This window comes from Dokdonella sp., assembly GCF_035703485.1.
Taxonomy (GTDB): Bacteria; Pseudomonadota; Gammaproteobacteria; order Xanthomonadales; family Rhodanobacteraceae; genus Dokdonella.
In genome coordinates this window covers 18186-35967 of the sequence record NZ_DASSYD010000206.1, presented here as the reverse complement: position 1 = coordinate 35967, position 17782 = coordinate 18186, and the positions used below count along the sequence as shown (strand labels likewise).

Sequence of the window (17782 nt, the reverse complement as noted above, 5' to 3'; positions counted from 1 at the left end):
GCGTCTACCAATTCCGCCACCTGGGCAACGCTATCAAGCTCCGTCCTTCCTCGCTTTATCCGGCTGCACCGCATCAGGTTTGGCAGGCTCGGGAGCCGGCGTCTCTGCTGCAGGTGCAGGCATTGGCGATGGTACTTCTGTCGATGTCGGCGCCGCACTCGAAGCCGCCGGAACCTCACCGTCAGCCGGCGCCTCCGTAGCTGCGGGAGCGACACCCGCCATCACGCCAAGGTCGTCCGAATTATTGATCGGAACTGCAGGACGACTGTGATACATGCCCATGCCGAGGCTGAGCAGGAAGAACAAACCAGCGAGGACCGCCGTGCTGCGCGACAGGAAATTTGCCGAGCCACGCGCACCAAAGACAGTCGCCGACGAACCGCCGCCGAAACCGGAACCGGCATCGGCTCCCGCACCACGCTGCATGAGAATCAGCGTGATCATCGCAACGGCGACCAGCACATAAAAAACTTGGGCAATAATCGTGAACATCTGAATCAGGAACCCTGGTTTACGGCGTTCTCGGCCGCATTGCATATCGCAAGAAAATCGACCGCCACCAACGAAGCGCCGCCAATCAATCCACCATCAATATCGGACTGGGCAAACAGTTCGCCAGCATTGGCGGCCTTTACACTGCCGCCATACAGCAGGCGCAGTGAGCTGGCTATTCTAGCATCCTGTCCTGCAAATTTGTCACGCATGAATGCATGAACTTCCTGCGCCTGCTCCGGAGTGGCGGTTTTTCCGGTGCCGATCGCCCAGACCGGCTCATAGGCGACCACCGCATTGGCAAACGCGCCGATTCCGGCCAGGCCAAGAACGGCATCCAGTTGCGCACCGACCACGGCCTCGGTTTCACCCGCTTCTCGGTGCTCGAGCAGCTCACCGACACACAGGACAGGAACCAGTCCTGCCGCCTGCGCCGCAACAAACTTGCGCGCGACGACTTCATTGGTCTCGGCGTGATATTGACGCCGTTCCGAATGCCCAACCAGCACATAGCGGCAGCCAATGTCCTTGAGCATCGCCCCGGCAACCTCGCCGGTGTAGGCGCCCTGCTCGTGCTCACTGAGATCCTGCGCGCCGAAAGCCAGCGCGCCACCCGTATTCGCGGTGATCAATTCGGCCAGATACGGGAACGGCGGAATCACGACCATCTCTGCAGATTTGGGAGCGGACTCCATCAGTGTCGCGACGAGATCGGCTGAATCCGACCGCGAGCCATGCATTTTCCAGTTACCAGCGACAAGTTTGCGGCGCATCGCGAAGGACCCGGGCAATCAAAGGCCGCGAAGGATAGCCGTGAGCGCGCGGAACGGCAAATGCCGGGAGCGGTGAGCGGTGAGCGGGAGAAGCTTCTCGACCTTTCTGCAGGCTTTCAACTCCGGATTCCATGTTTCCCACGATATTGCCTTGTATTCCAGGAATCCCCATCCCACCAACCGCGTTCCGATTGCGCCACGCTATCCGCTATCCGTTCACCGCCCCGCCACCGGCCTCATCAAGCTACTCTTGAGAATGGAGCACAGAAGGCAAGATGACATGAACGAAACGAAAGGCCACGCCCTGATCACCGGTGCTTCCGCCGGTATCGGTACTGCATTCGCACGCGAACTGGCAGCTCGCAAGGTCAATCTGGTGCTCACGGCGCGACGCCTTGATCGCCTGAAGAGCCTTGCCAGCGAGCTTGAGACGGCGCATTCAATCAAGGTCGAAGTCATTGCCTGTGATCTTGCCGATCGTGAAGCACCGCGACATCTGGTTGCAGAACTCGAGAAGCGCGGAATCCGGATCGGCCTGCTGATCAACAACGCAGGCTACGGCGTCACCGGCTATTTCCTCAGCCAGCCGTGGGAGGTTCAGGCCGATTTCATCCAGGTATTGATGACCGCACCGACCGAGCTTTGCTACCGCCTGCTTCCGGGTATGCGTGAGCATGGCTACGGTCGCATCATCAACGTCGCTTCTTTGGCCGGCCATGTTCCAGGTTCCGCCGGGCAAACCCTCTATTCGGGTGCGAAGTCCTACCTGATAAAGCTGTCTCAGGCTCTGCATCTCGAATACGGCCACGAAGGCGTGAATACCTGCGCACTGTGTCCCGGCTTCACCTACTCGGAGTTCCACGATGTCACCGGCTCGCGTGAAATGATGTCAAAGCTGCCGAAATGGATGTGGATGGATGCCGAAACAGTCGTCCGCCAGGGCCTCGACGCAGTCGAGCGCGGCGAGGCCGTGCATGTCAACGGGCGCGTCAACAAGACCATCAAATCGCTGATCAAACTGATTCCTGATCGCCTGGCCTTGCACCTGATTGGCCGGCAATCACGGAACTTCAGGAAGCAAAAGCCCGACTGAGCGCAATGCTTTCGCTTCACACCGCAGCATCCATTCACTCAAGGGCAACTGAGGCTGCGTCCGCGATAAATCGGATTCCGTTATTTCCGTGCCAGCCAATCTTTGATCAACTGGGTTCGCGAATCGAGCCAGCGTTGACGGACAGTAAAGGCATGCTCGATTGCTTCACGCTCCAGCAGCGAAAGATCGGGATGATAGGCCTCGAAGATCAACACCACACGATCGGCATCGGAACGATTCCAGGCTTCGTGCTCGAAACTGTCATCGAAAGCAAAAATCTTGTCTTGTTGCCATTGATGCAGGTGTGTACCGACGCGAATCTCGCAGTCCCCCGGTACGATCAAGGGCAGATGCACGGTGACCCGGGTATTGGTCAGGCCGTTGTGCGGCGGGATGTGAGCGCCAGCCTTGAGTCGTGAGAAGAAGACTTCCATCGGAACGCCATCAATGCGCGCAAGGTCAACGGCTCGCAGCGCTTCGCTGGTCTGCGGAAACCGCTCCAGCATTGGTGTCGCCTTGGCATCCTGGTAGAGATGGATGGCCGACCAGTCCAGCGAACCTCGCAACTGCTCCCAGGACGGCGCATTGGTATCCTCGGGAACATACGGCCGCACGTCCGCACCGACGCCCATGGAGGATTCGTATTCGTCGCGGATAGCCCCACTCGCGGCTTCCAGCGAATCAACCCACGGAAATGCGCTGTTCGGCTCGACTTCGGCCGCCGGCAAATCCGGCATGTAGAAAATCAGTGGCCGCTGCATTGGCGCCCGAAATTTCTCCTTGGTGTCGTGGGTCAGCGGCCAGATCCCCATGCGCACGCGCTCAACCGCTGCGCCCGACTGCGCTTCAAACTCATCGACGGCAACCTGGTGCAAACGGGTGAGAAAACCACACAGCGTCGCATCGGCCAGCCGCGAGCGCTGGCGACCTTCTGCAGGAGCGCTCAGATTGTCCTTGACCCGGCGCACGCGCCCATTGCCATCGTCGCCAAGCGTCCATACCGCGACCGCCAGCTCGGTTTCCCCGGCTTCGTACAACCCGGCACCGGCGAGCAGCGCAAGTCGCGCACTGCGTGGCGCAAGCAGAAACTCCCTGACCTGGCTGATGGTTTCTTGCAAACTCATTCTCTTTCCTTTGTCATTTTCATTGTTTCAGGTGTCTTGGCCCGTCTCCGCGAGTCAACCAACCGCCAGACGCCGGCATGGCACAAGCGCAGCGTTTTGATCGACTGCGCTCCGGATCACGTCAAGCGTAGTCTGTTTGGCACCGCGCTCTGCAGCAAATGGTGTCAGACAGTGTGACGCATTGACCACATCGCGACGAACATTCGAACCTTTGCCAACGAAATGATCGGGTTCAACGATGTTGCATCTCAATGATCATTCGCCGACAACGGTTGGCCAGTTCCTGGCGATCGGCCTGATTGAGTCCCCGGGTCTGCACGGGACTCCCCGCGCGCAGGCGAATTCGCCCAGGTCGAACTCGAAAGCCGCAAGCCGGCAGTACGTTCCCGCTGCCTTCGATGACGACCGGCAAGATCGGAATGCCGGTTTCGATAGCGAGTTTGAATACGCCTCCCTTGAAGGTGCCAACCCGGCCATCACGACTTCTGGTTCCCTCGGGAAATGCGCAGAGACAGTGCCCCTCGTCGAAAATCATTGCGGCATCGTGCAACTTGCGCGACGCGTTGCGCGCAGAATTGCGCTCGATAAATACCATTCCCATGGCTCTCGCGTAAGCACCGACGAAAGGCAGGCTGGCCAATTCCTGCTTCAGAACGAAACGCAACGGCAGCGGAATCGCCCGGAATAAAACACAGATGTCGATGATTGATTGATGGTTGGCAACGATGACATGGGGCCTGGAAAGATCGACCGCCTCGAAACCAGCCAGCTCCAGCTTGACCCCGGCCCCGCCGAGCAGCCCCGGCGCCCAGAGTCGGGATGCCATGCGTAGCGGCCAGTGCTTGCGATCGCCGCTAATGATGAGCACGAGCAACGCCAGACAGACAAGAACCGCCGTCCAGACCAGCGTGAACAACAGTTGCAGCGCGTTGAAAACTCGCCAGGCGAAACCGCTCAGTGCGCGCGAGCGGATCGATGATGACGTCACCGACATAAGGATCCCCTGAAAATCGCAGGCATGATAGTTGAGCCACCGACAACTTCCAAACCTGGCTCGACGAGATCATTCAATCGGAGTCATTGAAGACGCGCACGAACGCTTGCTTTGCGCCGCGCGCGCTGTGAATCAGGGTTGATGCACCCGACGCCGTGATTTGAACTCCGACGCATCCTTCCATTCAGGCCAACGTGAAGAATTGGCGAGCTCGTGGCCGATGTCGAACATCAGGCTGATGTCCTGCACAGCACCTTCGAGATTCCAGTCCGGCCCATAGGCATCACAAGGCTGGTGGTAGCACTTGCCGGTGTAATCATCGACCCAACGCTGTCCGGCTTCGATGCCGCCATCGACAAGATCGGATGCCCCGGCGATACCCATCATCAGCATCACCGGCACGCCCTGCTTGGCGAACGAGAAATGATCGGCGCGATAGAACAAGCCGCGTTCCGGCAGGCTTTCCGGCGTCACCGTGCGCCCCTGAGCCTTGGCGAAGCGTGCCAGGTCGTCTTCCAGATTGCTTTGTCCGACACCAACAAGAATCACGTTACGCGCCTTGCCGGCGGTCTGCAGAATGTCGATGGTGAGGTTGGCGACGGTCTTGTCCAGTGGATAAACCGGATTGTTGATATAGGCTTCCGATCCAAGCAGGCCACGCTCCTCCGCCGTCCAGATGCCAAACACGATGCTGCGTTCAGGTGCCGGCAGCTGCTTGAAGTGCCGTGCAATCTCGAGCAAGCCCGCTACGCCGAGTGCGTCATCATTGGCACCGCTGCGGATTGTCTTGCCATTGGCATCTGCCGGACCGATACCGTAGGCATCCCAATGCGCACCGTAGAAAACGACTTCATCGGGGCGCTTGCTGCCGACGATCCTGGCCAGCACGTTGTGGCTTTGCACGACCTCATGCGTGACCGGGATATCAGCGGAAAACCTCGCACCCTTGAGTGTGATCGGGTGAAAATCGGATCGACGTGCCGCCTTGCGCAATGCGGCCAGATTCTGACCGGCATCAGCGAACAGGCGCGTCGCGGCCTCGCCTTCGATCCAGCCCTGCAAGGCAAGGCTGGTCAGCTGGTCCGGCGCACGCACGATGTCGTAGTTTTCACCCTGCGGGCTGGCTACGACGTTCCAGCCGTAGCCGGCTCCGGGCGTGTCGTGGACGATCAGCGCGCCAATCGCACCGCGTCGGGACGCCTCCTCGAACTTGTAAGTCCAGCGGCCGTAATACGTCATCGTCTTTCCACCAAAACGACCGGATACGGCTTCGTTGCTGGTCGCTTCGAAATCAGGATCGTTGACAAGAAAGACGGCCACCTTGCCTTTCAGGTCAACATCCTTGAAATCATCCCATTTGCGTTCGGGTGCGCTGACGCCATAGCCGACAAAGACCAGCGGAGCACTATCAATCTGCGCACGATCCTGCGCACGCAAGGTGGACACATAGACCTGCTCGCCCTGCTGCCATGGCAGCACTTTCTCGCCAACTGTCACTTCCAGCTTGCTCGGTTTGCCCAGCTTCGTATGCAGCAGCGAAGCCGCCTGAACCCAGCTTTCATCCTTGCCACCGGGCTCAAGTCCAATTGCCTGAAACTGGCCGATCAGATAACCCACCGTGCGCTCCTCGCCGACCGTTCCGGGGGCGCGCCCTTCGAAGAAATCCGACGAGAGGACTTGCGTTGTTTCAGCAATGCGCGTGGCACTGAGATCCTGCGCAGCAACCGGCAGCGCCAGAGATGAAAGCAACAAGGTGGGGATCAGGAATTTCATCGCGTGGGTACCTTTTTCAGAGCGAGGCCAGATGAACAGGATACGAGGTCTCGCGACTTTTGTTGCCGAGGGTTCGAATCACATCGATCCCGGATTCGTCATTGTCGATGGCACTGATGCTGCGCAAAGTGCTGCCGACGCACCCGCAATGCATTGAGTGGCTGTTTCAGGACCAGCAGATTCCGAAACCTGAATTCATGCCGGATCCATCAGATCAGCTTGATCTCGCGCAAGCGTTCAAGAAGATATTCGTGCGCGGTGATCGGTGTCGGATAGCGACTCGGATTGTCCGCGCTGATACAGGATGGCAGGACATCGAGGACGACATCGGGATTCGGATGCAGGAAGAAAGGCACCGAGTAGCGCGGCTTGCGCGCATTGTCGTTTTGCGGATTGACCACGCGATGCGTTGTCGAGGGATACACGTGATTGGTCAGGCGCTGAAGCATGTCGCCGATGTTGACGACGATGACATCACCCTCGGTGGTGATCGGCAACCACTTTCCTTCACGGGTCAGGACTTCGAGGCCTTCAGCGCTCGCGCCGACCAGCAGCGTGATGAAGTTGATGTCCTCATGTGCACCGGCACGAACGTTGGGAATGTCGGACGCGGTTATCGGCGGATAGTGGATCGGGCGCAGGATCGAGTTTCCGCACTGGATCTTGTCCTCGAAGAAGTCCTCGGCCAGATCGATGTGCAGTGCCAGCGCGCGCAATACGCGTGCGCCCAGGGCATCGAGCGCCTCGTACACGCCGTAGCCATACTCACGAAAACCATCGACTTCACTCGGCCAGACGTTCTCCGCCATGATTCCGGCATATTTCGAATCGCGCGGGAGCTCCCGACCGATGTGCCAGAACTCCTTCAAATCCGGATGTTTGGAATCCTTGGCTGTTTCGACACCGAATGGCGTATAGCCGCGCGCACCGCCAGTGCCCGGCTGGTGGTACTTCTGCTTGACCTCGGCGGGCAAAGCGAAGAATTCCTGGAAAACACGGTAGGCCGAATCAATGGCGCTCTTTGCAATGCCGTGTCCGCTGATGCAGCAGAAGCCAAACTCGCGATAGGCGGCTCCAAGCTCGGCGACAAAAGCTTCTCGATCGCTATCGAAACGCGAGATATCAAGGGTCGGGACGTGTTTCATCAGTGACTCCCGTAGCCCGTGGTTGCGGGCACGCTGGATGGAAGATGGGCGGGGCAGCGAACCTGTGAATCAGAGTCCGCCCCCTGCAACGGCGGATTATTCCACGGGCGATCAGGAAACGCGCGTCTGTGCTTCGCGAACCGCGTCGGCAAGCCGATCGACCAGACGTGCGACGAGGTCGGCATCGACCGCCTCGACCGTGACCCGAACCAGCGGCTCGGTACCCGACGGACGCAGGACGACCCGACCCTGACCAGCGAGCTCGCCCTGGACAAGGCCCAGGACCCGTTGCACCTCGGCATCAGCAACGAGCAGCTTGCCGCCCCTGGCGCGGATATTGACGGTGGTCTGTGGCACCTTGCGCATGCCATCGGCGGCCTCGCCAAGACTGCGTCCACTGCGGGTCAATGCCTCCAGCACCTGCAAGGCACTGACAATCGCATCACCCGTCGAAACCCGGTCCAAACACAGGATGTGTCCCGAAGTCTCGCCACCGAGAACGCCGTGATGCTCGCGCAAGGCCTGCATGACATAACGATCGCCAACCTGGGTTCGCATGAATGGCACGCCGAGCTCCTCCATGGCGAGCTCAAGTCCGTAATTGCTCATCAGGGTTCCCACCAGCGGACCCGACAAGCGACCTTGCGCATGCCAATCGCTGGCGAGGATATAGAGCAACTCGTCGCCATCAATGATGCGACCTGCCGCATCAACCATTTGCAGGCGGTCGCCATCACCATCGAAGGCGATGCCGAGATCCGCTCCGGCCTCGACGACCGCCCGACTCAGCGCTTTCGGGCTGGTCGAGCCGACTTCCCGATTGATGTTGAGACCATCGGGCTTGTTGCCGATGGCGGTAACCGTTGCGCCGAGCTCGCTGAACATCTTCGGCGCAACCTGATAGGTCGCGCCGTGAGCGCAATCGACGACGAGATTCAAGTCATGAAGATTGAATGAGCGCGAAACCGTCGATTTGCAGAATTCCAGATAGCGTGCCGACGCATCTTCGATACGCATGGCCTTGCCGATGTTTTCCGAATCAACGGTGGAAAACGCCGCTTCCAGTTCGCGCTCGATGGCCAACTCGACGTCATCATCAAGCTTCTCGCCGAGCGCCGAGAAGAACTTGATGCCATTGTCCTGATGTGGATTGTGCGAGGCACTGATGACGATACCGGCATCGGCACGCATCGAACGCGTCAGGTAGGCAACGCCAGGCGTCGGCATCGGCCCAAGCAAGCGCACCTCGGCACCGGCAGCAAGCAGGCCCGCTTCAAGCGCCGATTCAAACATGTAGCCGGAAACGCGAGTGTCCTTGCCGATCAGCACGATCGGCTTGTCGGTATCGCGCCGCAGCACGGCACCCATTGCCCGACCCAGCTTGAGCATGAACTCCGCCGTGATCGGCCACTCGCCAACCCGGCCGCGAATGCCATCGGTACCGAAGAAGCGTTTATGCACGGAAATGGGAAATGGGAAATGGGAAATGGAACAAGCACTCCTCGCGCCGATGCCCGTCCTCACGAACAATCAAACGTTCGAAGTTCAAAGAACCGGCAGCAGCCTCAACTTTCACCCCTATTCCCAACTCCCTACTCCCGGATCTTCAATCGCCCATTTGCTTCTGACGATGCTCCCAGCGCTCCTGAGCATCAAGACACAGGGTGGCGATCGGGCGCGCATCGAGACGGTCAATGCCGATATCCTCATCGGTCTCTTCGCAGAAACCGTAGTGACCTTCCTCAATGCGTTTGAGTGCCTTGTCGATTTTCGAGATCAACTTGCGATAGCGATCGCGGGTTCGCAGTTCCAGCGAATTTTCCGTTTCGCGCGTGGCACGCTCGGCTTCGTCACCGACATCACGCACCTCATCCCGCAGGTTCTCGATGGTCTGCTTGGATTCCTCGACCAGATCCTCACGCCAGCTCTGCAATTTACGCCGAAAATACTCGAGATGCTTCGGGTTCATGTACTCCTCCTTGGCGGAGGGTCGATAGCCTGCAGGCAGGTCAATCACGGTATTCGTCGACAGCGCGTAGCGGCCATCCTGCATCGTCACACCTTTGTGTTTCGTCGATGCAGATGCTTTCGCGCTTGCCTTGGATCGGGATTTTGCGGGTGCGGCAACAGTAGTTTCGGTCACGGACGACTTTGTGTTCCTTGGAGAAATGGGAGCGGGCTTTCTTGCTTTGCTGGTTTTAGCTTGTTTCGCGGCCTTTGCCGTCGGCTTGCTCACAACAGGCGTTGTCTTTTTCGCCTTGCTGACAGGTGCTTTTTTGGCTACGGCAGCTGTTTTCGGAGCCTTTGCAACAGCAGGTTTCGTTTTGGCTTTTGCGGTGACTGCCTTTTTCGCGACAGCTTTGGACTTGACCACAGCGGCAGCCTTCTTCGCCACCGGTTTGCTGGCCGTGGGCCGTGGTTTGGCTTTCGCCTTTGCTGCAGGCGCCTTGACTACAGCCTTCGCCTTGGATTTCGCTGCGGGCTTCGCGCTCGCGGCAACCTTGGTCGACTTGGCGGTGGATTTGGTTTTTTTCATGATTTTCGCCATTTCCGTCCTTACCTTGTGACTCAGCGGCGGCGTGTTATAGCCTAACTGCCCGCCCCCGGCAACCGCTGTCTGCCCGGGACTTCTCGCGAGCTCGTCGCGCACGCCCTGTTCGTTTGAGACAGACATCACTGTGCCATCAACCCTATCATCATCGTGTCGCGACTGATTCTTTCCCTGCTCACATTCTACAAACGGTTCATCAGTCCGCTGCTCGGGGCTCGATGTCGTTTCCATCCGAGCTGCTCGGACTACGCTCGCGTGGCCGTCGCCCGATTCGGCAGCGTCAAGGGCAGTTGGCTGGCCGCAAACCGGCTATTGCGATGCCAGCCCTTGTGCGAGGGTGGCTGCGATCCGGTGCCGATGAGTTTCAGTTGGCGTCCCTTCCTGCGTGAAAAACCCGTCCCTGAAGATGAACATGAATGATGTGTGGCCCGCCCCTGGAGTTCGATCGTTTATGAAACCTTTCGGTTTGCTGCTGGCACTATTCGCCCTGCCACTGTGCGCCCATGCGGAAGCAGCGGACAACCGGATCATTTTCCCGCCGAGCACTTCTCAGGGCTCGATGGTGATCGGCAAGGTGCCGTCGGGCAGTATCGTCCATTACGACGGCCGCCAATTGCGCGTGACCGCTTATGGCAGCGTCGGCTTTGGCGTGGGTCGCGATGAAAAAGGCCCCCTGACGATCAAGGTAAGGAGGCCTGATGGTGAAGTCATCGCTTCGGAAATTTCAGTCACTCCACGTGATTGGCCAATCGAGCGCGTCAACGGTGTGCCGCCGAAAACCGTCAACCCGCCGGCAAAAATTGCCGCGCGGATCCGTCGTGAACAGGCTGCCGTTTCCGCTGCACGCGAGCGCAATGACGACCGCACCGACTTCACCGAATCCTTCATTCGCCCGATCGACGGGCGAATCAGCGGCCGTTTCGGCAACCAGCGCATCTACAACGGCAAGCCCGGTTCCGCCCACTCCGGCATGGATATCGCTGCGGCGACAGGCACGCCGGTCAAGGCACCGGCCAGCGGCATCGTCAGCTTTGCCGACGCCGATCTCTATCTGACTGGCGGCACGATAGTCATCGATCATGGCTTTGGGTTCAGCAGCAATTTCCTGCACCTGTCGCGACTCGACGTCAACGTCGGCGACAGAGTTGAGCAAGGTCAGATCATCGGTGCCGTCGGATCCACCGGCCGTGCCACCGGGCCGCATCTGCACTGGGGCATGAACTGGTTCACCGTGCGCATCGATCCGCAGCTCGTGCTCGATGCGGCCCGTTGATCAGCGTTGCCTTGATCCTGATCCGGGAAACCCTGATTCAGGTTCGGTGTGCAGGCTTGCGGCGCAGAAACGGCTGCTCGACAAAGCGATGTGACAACTCGGCAACGACGAGGCTGGCCGGAAGGACCAGCCCGACCAGGGCCCAGAATTTCATTGCCGGCGACCATGCTTCGGGCAGTCGCGGTGCAATCGCAAAAACAAGCGGCATATGCCACAAATACAATCCGAAACTGATCCCGCCAAGATAGTACGCCGGGCGATTCGCAAGCAGCGACTGCGCGGCAATATCATGCAACCCGGTCCCCGCTGGCAACTGTTCGGCTCGATCATGGCTGAGCGCAGATATGGGGTCGGTCATGCGTCGGCGCGCTCAAGCTCGGATACCGAGCGCATCAGGTGTGGTGCCAGATAACAGTGAGACCCGCAGGCCATCAATCCCGCTTCGGCGAATTGCTTTCGATACCAGGCGGGCGGCCGCGGGATAAAGCCGGCGACATCACCATCGACCGCATCGCGCGAGGTGAACAGCTCGATGAAGGCCAGTCCTTCCAGCAACTCGGGGAAGCCCGACAAGCCACGGCGCAGCTCCGGTGCGCGCAGATAGTGGAGCACATCGGAGCACACGATCAGATCGAAGCGTCGATCGAAACGCAACTCGGCCAGATCGGCAAATTTCGCCATGCGCAGGTTGCGCGAACGCCCGAATCGACGGATTGCGTACTCGCTCGAATCCAGGCCGAGGTATTCGATACCGGGGCGGACTTTCAGTAGCGGCGCGCGCCAGACACCTTCACCACAACCGATATCCAGCACACTGCTGATGCTGCGGCCAAGGTAATACTCAGACAAGGCAACGACCATGTTGACCTTGCGCAAGGTTTCTCCTCGCGCCCGCACCCGATGTGCGGGATCTCGATACCAGCGGTCGAAATAGGCACGGTCATAATTTTTTTCTTTCATGGGCCGAACCTGAAAAGGGATCGCGCAATGGTACAGAGGCCATGCTCACAGACGAAGCAGGTCGAGCAGCCTGCACGGCTCACTGCATGTCACTTTTTGCCCCATGGCACAGTCAAGAGCCCGAAAACGTCAGAAATCTGCTCTCGCCCAACCGAATTCACGCCAATTTCGGCAGAGCCCGCAAGACTGCTCCTGGCACGGTATCTGCACGCCCGCCCGGTGCATTCGCGACCTGATCCGACGGAATGCACATGAAAAACCAGGCTGTTGTGCACTTGCACATAACGGCTGTTGGCCCAAAGATAGGCGGATTCGCCATCGCAAACCAAGGCTGCATCCATGTTGTACAACCTGCACGAACTGAATCGCTCACTGATGAACCCCCTTGTGGGCTGGTCTGGTGCTGCAGCGCAAGTATTGACGGCGAAGGAGAACTGGCTGTCACATTTCCCTGGCGTACAGCGCCTCGCCGCCGGCTACGAACTCGCTTACCGGCTCGGCAAAGACTACGAAAAGCCGGCCTTTGCGATTCCATCGGTCACCGCGCACGGCTACGAAACGCCGATCTCCGAACGTGTGTCGATCGCCAAGCCATTTTGCAACCTGATCCGCTTCAAGCGTTTCAGCGACGACGTCGCCAACCTCGACACCATGAAGCATGATCCGATCGTCCTCGTCGTCGCGCCGCTCTCCGGCCACCATTCGACGCTGTTGCGCGATACGGTCAAATCCTTGCTGCAGGACCACAAGGTTTATCTGACCGACTGGATCGATGCGCGCATGGTGCCGCTCGATCAGGGCGAATTCGATCTCGATGACTACATCGCCTACATTCAGGAATTCATCCGCCATATCGGTGCCGAACGTCTGCATGTGATCTCGGTCTGTCAGCCGACCGTACCGGTCATGGCGGCGATTTCCCTGATGGCCTCGAAAGGCGAGAAGACACCGTTGACGATGACCATGATGGGAGGCCCGATTGATCCGCGTCGCTGCCCGACCAAGGTCAACAATCTGGCCACAACCCGGCCGTTGTCGTGGTTCGAAAGCAACGTTATCCATACCGTTCCGTCGAACTATCCAGGCAAGGGCCGCAAGGTCTACCCGGGCTTCCTGCAACATGCCGGATTCGTCGCCATGAATCCGAGTCGACACATGTCTTCGCACTGGGATTTCTACGAGAATCTTCGCCGTGGCGATCTCGAAGATGCCAAATCGCATCGCAAGTTCTACGACGACTACAACGCCGTACTCGACATGCCGGCACCGTTCTATCTGGACACGATCAGCACGGTCTTCCAGAAACACCTGTTACCGCGCGGCCTGTGGGATGTTCAGGGCGAACGCGTCAAGCCCGGCGATATCCGCGACACCGCCTTGCTCACCATCGAAGGCGAGCACGATGACATTTCCGGTCGCGGCCAGACCGAGGCCGCCCACGAGATGTGTTCGGGCATTCCGACCTCGCGCAAGCAGAATTTGCTGATCGAGGGCGCCGGCCACTACGGCATTTTCAGCGGTCGCCGCTGGCGTGAGACGATCTATCCACAACTGCGCGATTTCATTGCCCAATACGCAAAGCCGACGAAAAATGCCTCACGCAGACCCGTCGCCAAACGCCCACGCAAGAGCGCCTGACACGCCGCGCTCTTTCGATTCACCCGCGAGAACTTCAGCAGCTTTCGTTCGCGCTGAGCCGAATCTGTCCCTGGCCTCGATCCGTAGACCAACGGGTGAGATGGGCCTCCTTCTGCAAGAGTCTATTCCGACGACGGCGCCGGAATAGCGTGAGCAGGCCCTAGTCCACCTGAACCAGCAAATGCTTGGCCAGTTGACCATGCAGATGGCCGATGCCCTTGGCGATATGCAGCATGCCGAACAGCAGCAGCACGCCAGCAACGAGTACCAGCGGCATCCAGAATGCTGGAGTAGTCATCAGGTCGAATCCATCGACGATGGCGACTCCGCCAGGGAGGCCGAACAGGTGCATGAACGGCGCAGCGATGAAGCTCAAGGCAAGCGCCATGCCGATGGTGACGATGCTGAAATACAGGATGCCCAGCGGCAACATCAGCAGCATGTAGAACAAGGTGCTCCAGGTGCGCGGATCCGTGAACATCGCACCGATGCGCTGCCAGATCGATTTGTCGCGATCAACATTCCACGGCCGCCGCGGCATGCGCACACCGAGCATCGCCTCGACGATCTTGCCTTCGACGAAGGACAGCGCGCGTACCGTGGCAAAAAACAGCACGATAAATGGAATGCCGAAAATCAGGATCGCGAATCCGGCAGACAGGCCCAGGCCGGTGACGACCCAGGTGAAGTAGAAAATGCCGGTTGCCATGGTCAGGATCATGTAGAACATCGCCGCGTAAGCGCACGGATCGACCGCGACACCGAAGAATTTCGCGATGAACGACTTCTCCGCAACGGGACGCGCGCGACGTGGGCGCAACGCCTGCTCAACCTCGCCTTCCTTGACCCGGTAAATCTCGGCGACTTCATCGGGCGCACCATAGCTGGTCGCGACCTTGGCCAGCATTGCTGCCTCATCAAGTTCGGGATGCTCGGCAAGCTCTGCACGCAAGTGTTCCTCGGCGTCATACAGCGCATCCTGAATCATCGCCGGATCGGCACCACGCAATTCCGCACGCAGCTGATCGAGATATTCACGGATGGATTTCGGAATCGGGTAGTTCATGGTTTCGCCCCTTGCGAAGTGTTGTCTTCGAGCACGCTGTCAACAAAATCCCGCGTCGTTGCCCACGCTCCGATCCATTGTTCGAGCACTTGCCGTCCGAGTGCGGTAATCCGGTAGTAGCGCCGCGGCGGCCCGGCCACGGATGGCTCGACCTCGCTGTCAAGCAAGCCCGAAGCACTGAGATTGCGCAGCACGGGATACAGCGCGCTCTGTTTGCCGGCGAGCACGCCTTCGCCGCCATCGGCGAAGCGTTTGGCAATCAGATAGCCATACATGGGCTCGTCAGCACCGGCGAGCACGGCCAAAAGAACCAGGGAAACCGAGCCTGAGGACAGCTCTTTCTGGAATTTCTTCAAATGGGCTTCAAGCTCGGTCATGGTTGCTGCCATTCATCACGCCATAGCGTTGAATGGATCATAGTGTTGAGTTCGTACTAGTGAATGAGCCGGAAGTCATGGGTCGCGCTGGCAAGGGCCCAGTTCTCTTGCACTTCAAAACACGCTCCTTCGTCGCGCGGCGGCGTAAACATCAACAACAAAGTCACTGGGCCCCTGCCTGACCAGCCATTCGGCTGTTGAAAGTCGCTGGGGCGACGTGGGAGTGGGAGGCAAGTGAAAAAGGCAGGGAGGCCGCGCCGCGAGGCGGCGAAAAAGGGAACATCAATAGCAAAGTCACTGAATAACAGGTCAATCAGCAACGCTGGCGTTCAAGAAGAAATTGGGTATCTGGAGTGTGCTGAGTGGTCCAGTGCAAGCTGGTTGCCTGCGCGCGCCGCGCGGTGCAGCATGCGGACTCTGCAGGCGTCATGGCACCTGCGTTCGATTCAATCTGGAGTGCGATGTGATCATGCGAAGCGAACAGGCGATTTGTGAAACCCCTCAGCGGCAACGCTTGCGCCCAGGCCAATGGCAAGCAGGCGTGTTGCTCACGCTGACGATCAGCCTCGGCATGTCGCTGGCCGTCACCGCTGTAGCCGCCGACGCACCCGCGAAGAAACCAACCATGCAGCAAGTACTCGATGCCTCCAAGGCAAGCGACTGGCGACCGCTGGATGCCGACAACACGTTGTACATGGAACTGCCGGGTGGTCGCGTTGTGATCGAATTGAACAAGGACTTCGCGCCGCTGCATGCAGCCAATATCCGCACCCTGGTCAAGCAGAAATACTTTGATGGCCTGGCCGTCCTGCGCGTGGTCGACAACTTTGTCACCCAATGGGGCGATCCGAACGCTGAAGATGAAGGGAAAGCGCGATCACTTGGCAAGGCCAAAGCAAGCCTTGCGCCCGAATTCAGTCGACCGGCAAAAGACCTCGCCTTCACACCCTTGCCCGATGGTGATGTCTACGCCCCCGAAGTCGGTTTCTCGAACGGATTTCCGGCCGCGCGCGATCCGAAAACCGGACAAGCCTGGCTGACTCATTGCTACGGCATGGTAGGAGCAGGACGTGGCAACGAAGCCGAATCAGGCAGCGGCGCCGAACTCTATGTCGTCATCGGCCAGGCGCCACGCCAACTTGATCTCAATATCGCCACGGTCGGGCGCGTGGTTCAGGGCATGGAGTTGCTCGCCGCCCTTCCGCGCGGCAACGGCCCAGGAGGGTTCTACGAGAATGATCAGGAAAAGTTGCCGATTACCTCGATTCGACTCGCTGCCGATGTGGCGCAGAAGGACCGCAGCCATCTGCAAATCCTGCGCACCGACACGCCAACCTTCACCGCGCTGGTCGAATCACGCCGCAACCGAAGCGATGACTGGTATCTCAAACCCGCAGGCAAGATCGGTCTGTGCAACGTTCCGATCCCGGTACGCGAACAGAAGGTCGACATGTAGCAAGGCTTCAGATGACGCTGTGCGACCGGCAAAGTCCGGCCGACAGCTAAAGAAAAGACCAGCCATGCCACTTTGCGACGTCGGCTGGAACAGCGGATTCGGCACTCTTTTCGCCAGCATGACTGAGGTGACAATCAATATGAGTGCCGGAACCACGAGATACCAATAGCGAACGATGATCTGCCCTTGATACGCCGGATGAGGCCGGATCACCCGCCGACCCGGCATCGGCAACGCACCTCTTATCCAGGCCAGCGCGATGGCCGCGGCAAATGCAGCAATAAGAAACAGGGCAAATGCCAGAAGGGTGAGCGAAACTCCGGAGAAAAGTATTCCGACTTGCGGATGCCCGCGATCACGCAGGAAGAAGGATTCCCGTCCAAGCAAATAGACTCCGCCCCACAAACATATGAACGCGAGAATTCCGTTTGCCAGAATTCTAATTGCATTCATCTGACCATCCCTGGCACGCGCTGGCCAACGCAAACACCTTGGCGGCTCCGCCCCGCAAGCAACGCCGAATCAAGCCGCGTCGAGTACCGCGTTCCACTTTTCGAGCTGTGGCTTGGCCGCCTCGAATACCGCGCTGGTGTCGCCATCGATGGTGATTGATTCGATCGTGTCGCCGCCGCGAATGGCGTCGACAACTTTCTGATCGTCAGGGCCATCGACCATGCCGAAAACGGTGTGCTTGCCATCGAGCCACGGGGTGGCGACGTGGGTGATGAAGAACTGGCTGCCGTTGGTGCCGGGACCGGCATTGGCCATCGACAGGACTCCACCGGAATTGTGCTTGAGCGTCGGCACGATCTCGTCTTCAAAACGATAGCCCGGACCACCGGTGCCGCTACCGTTCGGACAGCCGCCCTGAATCATGAAATCGGGAATCACACGATGGAAGCTCAGGCCGTTGTAATAGCCGCGCTGAACGAGGTTGACGAAGTTCGCCACCGTGATCGGCACCTTGTCGGCAAACAAGTTGACCCGGATCGGGCCCTTCGAGGTTGTGAACAAGGCGGTCAGGCGCGCGGGTGCATTCATGTCAGGTCTCCATATTGCGAACTGAC

At 59.0% G+C, this 17782-nt stretch carries 19 protein-coding genes; 6 read left to right on the top strand and 13 right to left on the bottom strand.

Features of this window, described 5'->3' with window-relative positions; genetic code table 11:
• Positions 1–33 precede the first annotated feature (33 nt).
• Positions 34–492 carry a preprotein translocase subunit SecG gene (gene secG, locus VFN25_RS15910; protein WP_325143654.1) on the bottom strand — a complete coding sequence of 153 codons (459 nt, stop codon included), beginning with the start codon at positions 490–492 and terminating at the stop codon, positions 34–36.
• 5 nt (positions 493–497) lie between these two features.
• Positions 498–1265 (bottom strand): triose-phosphate isomerase, encoded by a 768-nt coding sequence (gene tpiA, locus VFN25_RS15905; RefSeq protein ID WP_325143652.1) that lies wholly within the window; start codon positions 1263–1265, stop codon positions 498–500.
• A gap of 280 nt (positions 1266–1545) precedes the next feature.
• Here tpiA and VFN25_RS15900 point away from each other — a divergent pair, with 280 nt between their 5' ends.
• On the top strand, positions 1546–2358 hold the full coding sequence (locus tag VFN25_RS15900; RefSeq protein ID WP_325143650.1) for an SDR family oxidoreductase: 813 nt from the start codon (positions 1546–1548) through the stop codon (positions 2356–2358).
• Positions 2359–2438: 80 nt separating this feature from the next.
• On the opposite strand, the gene VFN25_RS15895 is transcribed toward VFN25_RS15900, so the two are convergent.
• The 3 genes from VFN25_RS15895 to VFN25_RS15885 all read right to left on the bottom strand — a co-directional run bounded on the left by VFN25_RS15895 (position 2439) and on the right by VFN25_RS15885 (position 6249).
• Positions 2439–3482, bottom strand: a complete 1044-nt coding sequence (locus tag VFN25_RS15895) for an aspartyl/asparaginyl beta-hydroxylase domain-containing protein (protein ID WP_325143648.1) — start codon at positions 3480–3482, stop codon at positions 2439–2441.
• A gap of 232 nt (positions 3483–3714) precedes the next feature.
• Positions 3715–4470: a lysophospholipid acyltransferase family protein gene (locus tag VFN25_RS15890; protein WP_325143647.1), complete on the bottom strand. Its 756-nt coding sequence runs from the start codon at positions 4468–4470 to the stop codon at positions 3715–3717.
• A 138-nt stretch (positions 4471–4608) separates the two neighbouring features.
• A complete protein-coding gene (locus VFN25_RS15885) occupies positions 4609–6249 on the bottom strand; it encodes a M28 family metallopeptidase (RefSeq protein ID WP_325143645.1) in 1641 nt (546 codons plus the stop codon).
• A 31-nt stretch (positions 6250–6280) separates the two neighbouring features.
• Between VFN25_RS15885 and VFN25_RS15880 the strand changes: the two genes are divergently transcribed.
• The gene (locus VFN25_RS15880) at positions 6281–6406 is read left to right on the top strand and encodes a hypothetical protein (RefSeq protein ID WP_325143643.1); all 126 of its coding nucleotides are present in this window, start codon (positions 6281–6283) and stop codon (positions 6404–6406) included.
• Between the two features lie 52 nt (positions 6407–6458).
• Here VFN25_RS15880 and VFN25_RS15875 read toward each other — a convergent pair whose 3' ends face one another.
• The 3 genes from VFN25_RS15875 to dksA form a co-directional block, all read right to left on the bottom strand.
• Entirely contained in the window at positions 6459–7394 is a 936-nt protein-coding gene (locus tag VFN25_RS15875; RefSeq protein ID WP_325143641.1) for an isopenicillin N synthase family dioxygenase, read from the bottom strand.
• Between the two features lie 111 nt (positions 7395–7505).
• Positions 7506–8861, bottom strand: a complete 1356-nt coding sequence (gene glmM / locus VFN25_RS15870; RefSeq protein WP_325143660.1) for a phosphoglucosamine mutase — start codon at positions 8859–8861, stop codon at positions 7506–7508.
• A gap of 139 nt (positions 8862–9000) precedes the next feature.
• Positions 9001–10176, bottom strand: coding sequence for an RNA polymerase-binding protein DksA (gene dksA / locus VFN25_RS15865; RefSeq protein WP_325143639.1), 1176 nt, complete (start codon positions 10174–10176; stop codon positions 9001–9003).
• Between dksA and yidD the strand changes: the two genes are divergently transcribed.
• Entirely contained in the window at positions 10078–10365 is a 288-nt protein-coding gene (gene yidD / locus VFN25_RS15860) for a membrane protein insertion efficiency factor YidD (RefSeq protein ID WP_414648984.1), read from the top strand. The genes dksA and yidD overlap by 99 nt on opposite strands.
• A 31-nt stretch (positions 10366–10396) precedes the next feature.
• Positions 10397–11218 (top strand): M23 family metallopeptidase, encoded by an 822-nt coding sequence (locus VFN25_RS15855; RefSeq protein WP_325143638.1) that lies wholly within the window; start codon positions 10397–10399, stop codon positions 11216–11218.
• A gap of 37 nt (positions 11219–11255) precedes the next feature.
• Here the strand turns inward: VFN25_RS15855 and VFN25_RS15850 are convergent, their stop codons facing one another.
• Entirely contained in the window at positions 11256–11576 is a 321-nt protein-coding gene (locus VFN25_RS15850; RefSeq protein ID WP_325143636.1) for a hypothetical protein, read from the bottom strand.
• Positions 11573–12178, bottom strand: a complete 606-nt coding sequence (locus VFN25_RS15845) for a class I SAM-dependent methyltransferase (RefSeq protein WP_325143634.1) — start codon at positions 12176–12178, stop codon at positions 11573–11575. Before VFN25_RS15845 ends, VFN25_RS15850 begins: the two co-directional genes overlap by 4 nt.
• Positions 12179–12517: 339 nt before the next feature.
• On the opposite strand from VFN25_RS15845, the gene VFN25_RS15840 reads away from it, so the two are divergent.
• Positions 12518–13816: a polyhydroxyalkanoate depolymerase gene (locus VFN25_RS15840; RefSeq protein WP_325143632.1), complete on the top strand. Its 1299-nt coding sequence runs from the start codon at positions 12518–12520 to the stop codon at positions 13814–13816.
• A 160-nt stretch (positions 13817–13976) separates the two neighbouring features.
• Here VFN25_RS15840 and VFN25_RS15835 read toward each other — a convergent pair whose 3' ends face one another.
• Positions 13977–14882: a sensor domain-containing protein gene (locus VFN25_RS15835; protein WP_325143630.1), complete on the bottom strand. Its 906-nt coding sequence runs from the start codon at positions 14880–14882 to the stop codon at positions 13977–13979.
• Positions 14879–15259, bottom strand: coding sequence for a PadR family transcriptional regulator (locus VFN25_RS15830; protein WP_325143656.1), 381 nt, complete (start codon positions 15257–15259; stop codon positions 14879–14881). Before VFN25_RS15830 ends, VFN25_RS15835 begins: the two co-directional genes overlap by 4 nt.
• A 469-nt stretch (positions 15260–15728) precedes the next feature.
• On the opposite strand from VFN25_RS15830, the gene VFN25_RS15825 reads away from it, so the two are divergent.
• A complete protein-coding gene (locus VFN25_RS15825; RefSeq protein ID WP_414648983.1) occupies positions 15729–16715 on the top strand; it encodes a peptidylprolyl isomerase in 987 nt (328 codons plus the stop codon).
• A 522-nt stretch (positions 16716–17237) separates the two neighbouring features.
• Here the strand turns inward: VFN25_RS15825 and VFN25_RS15820 are convergent.
• A complete protein-coding gene (locus tag VFN25_RS15820; protein ID WP_325143626.1) occupies positions 17238–17756 on the bottom strand; it encodes a peptidylprolyl isomerase in 519 nt (172 codons plus the stop codon).
• Between the last annotated feature and the right edge of the window lie 26 nt (positions 17757–17782).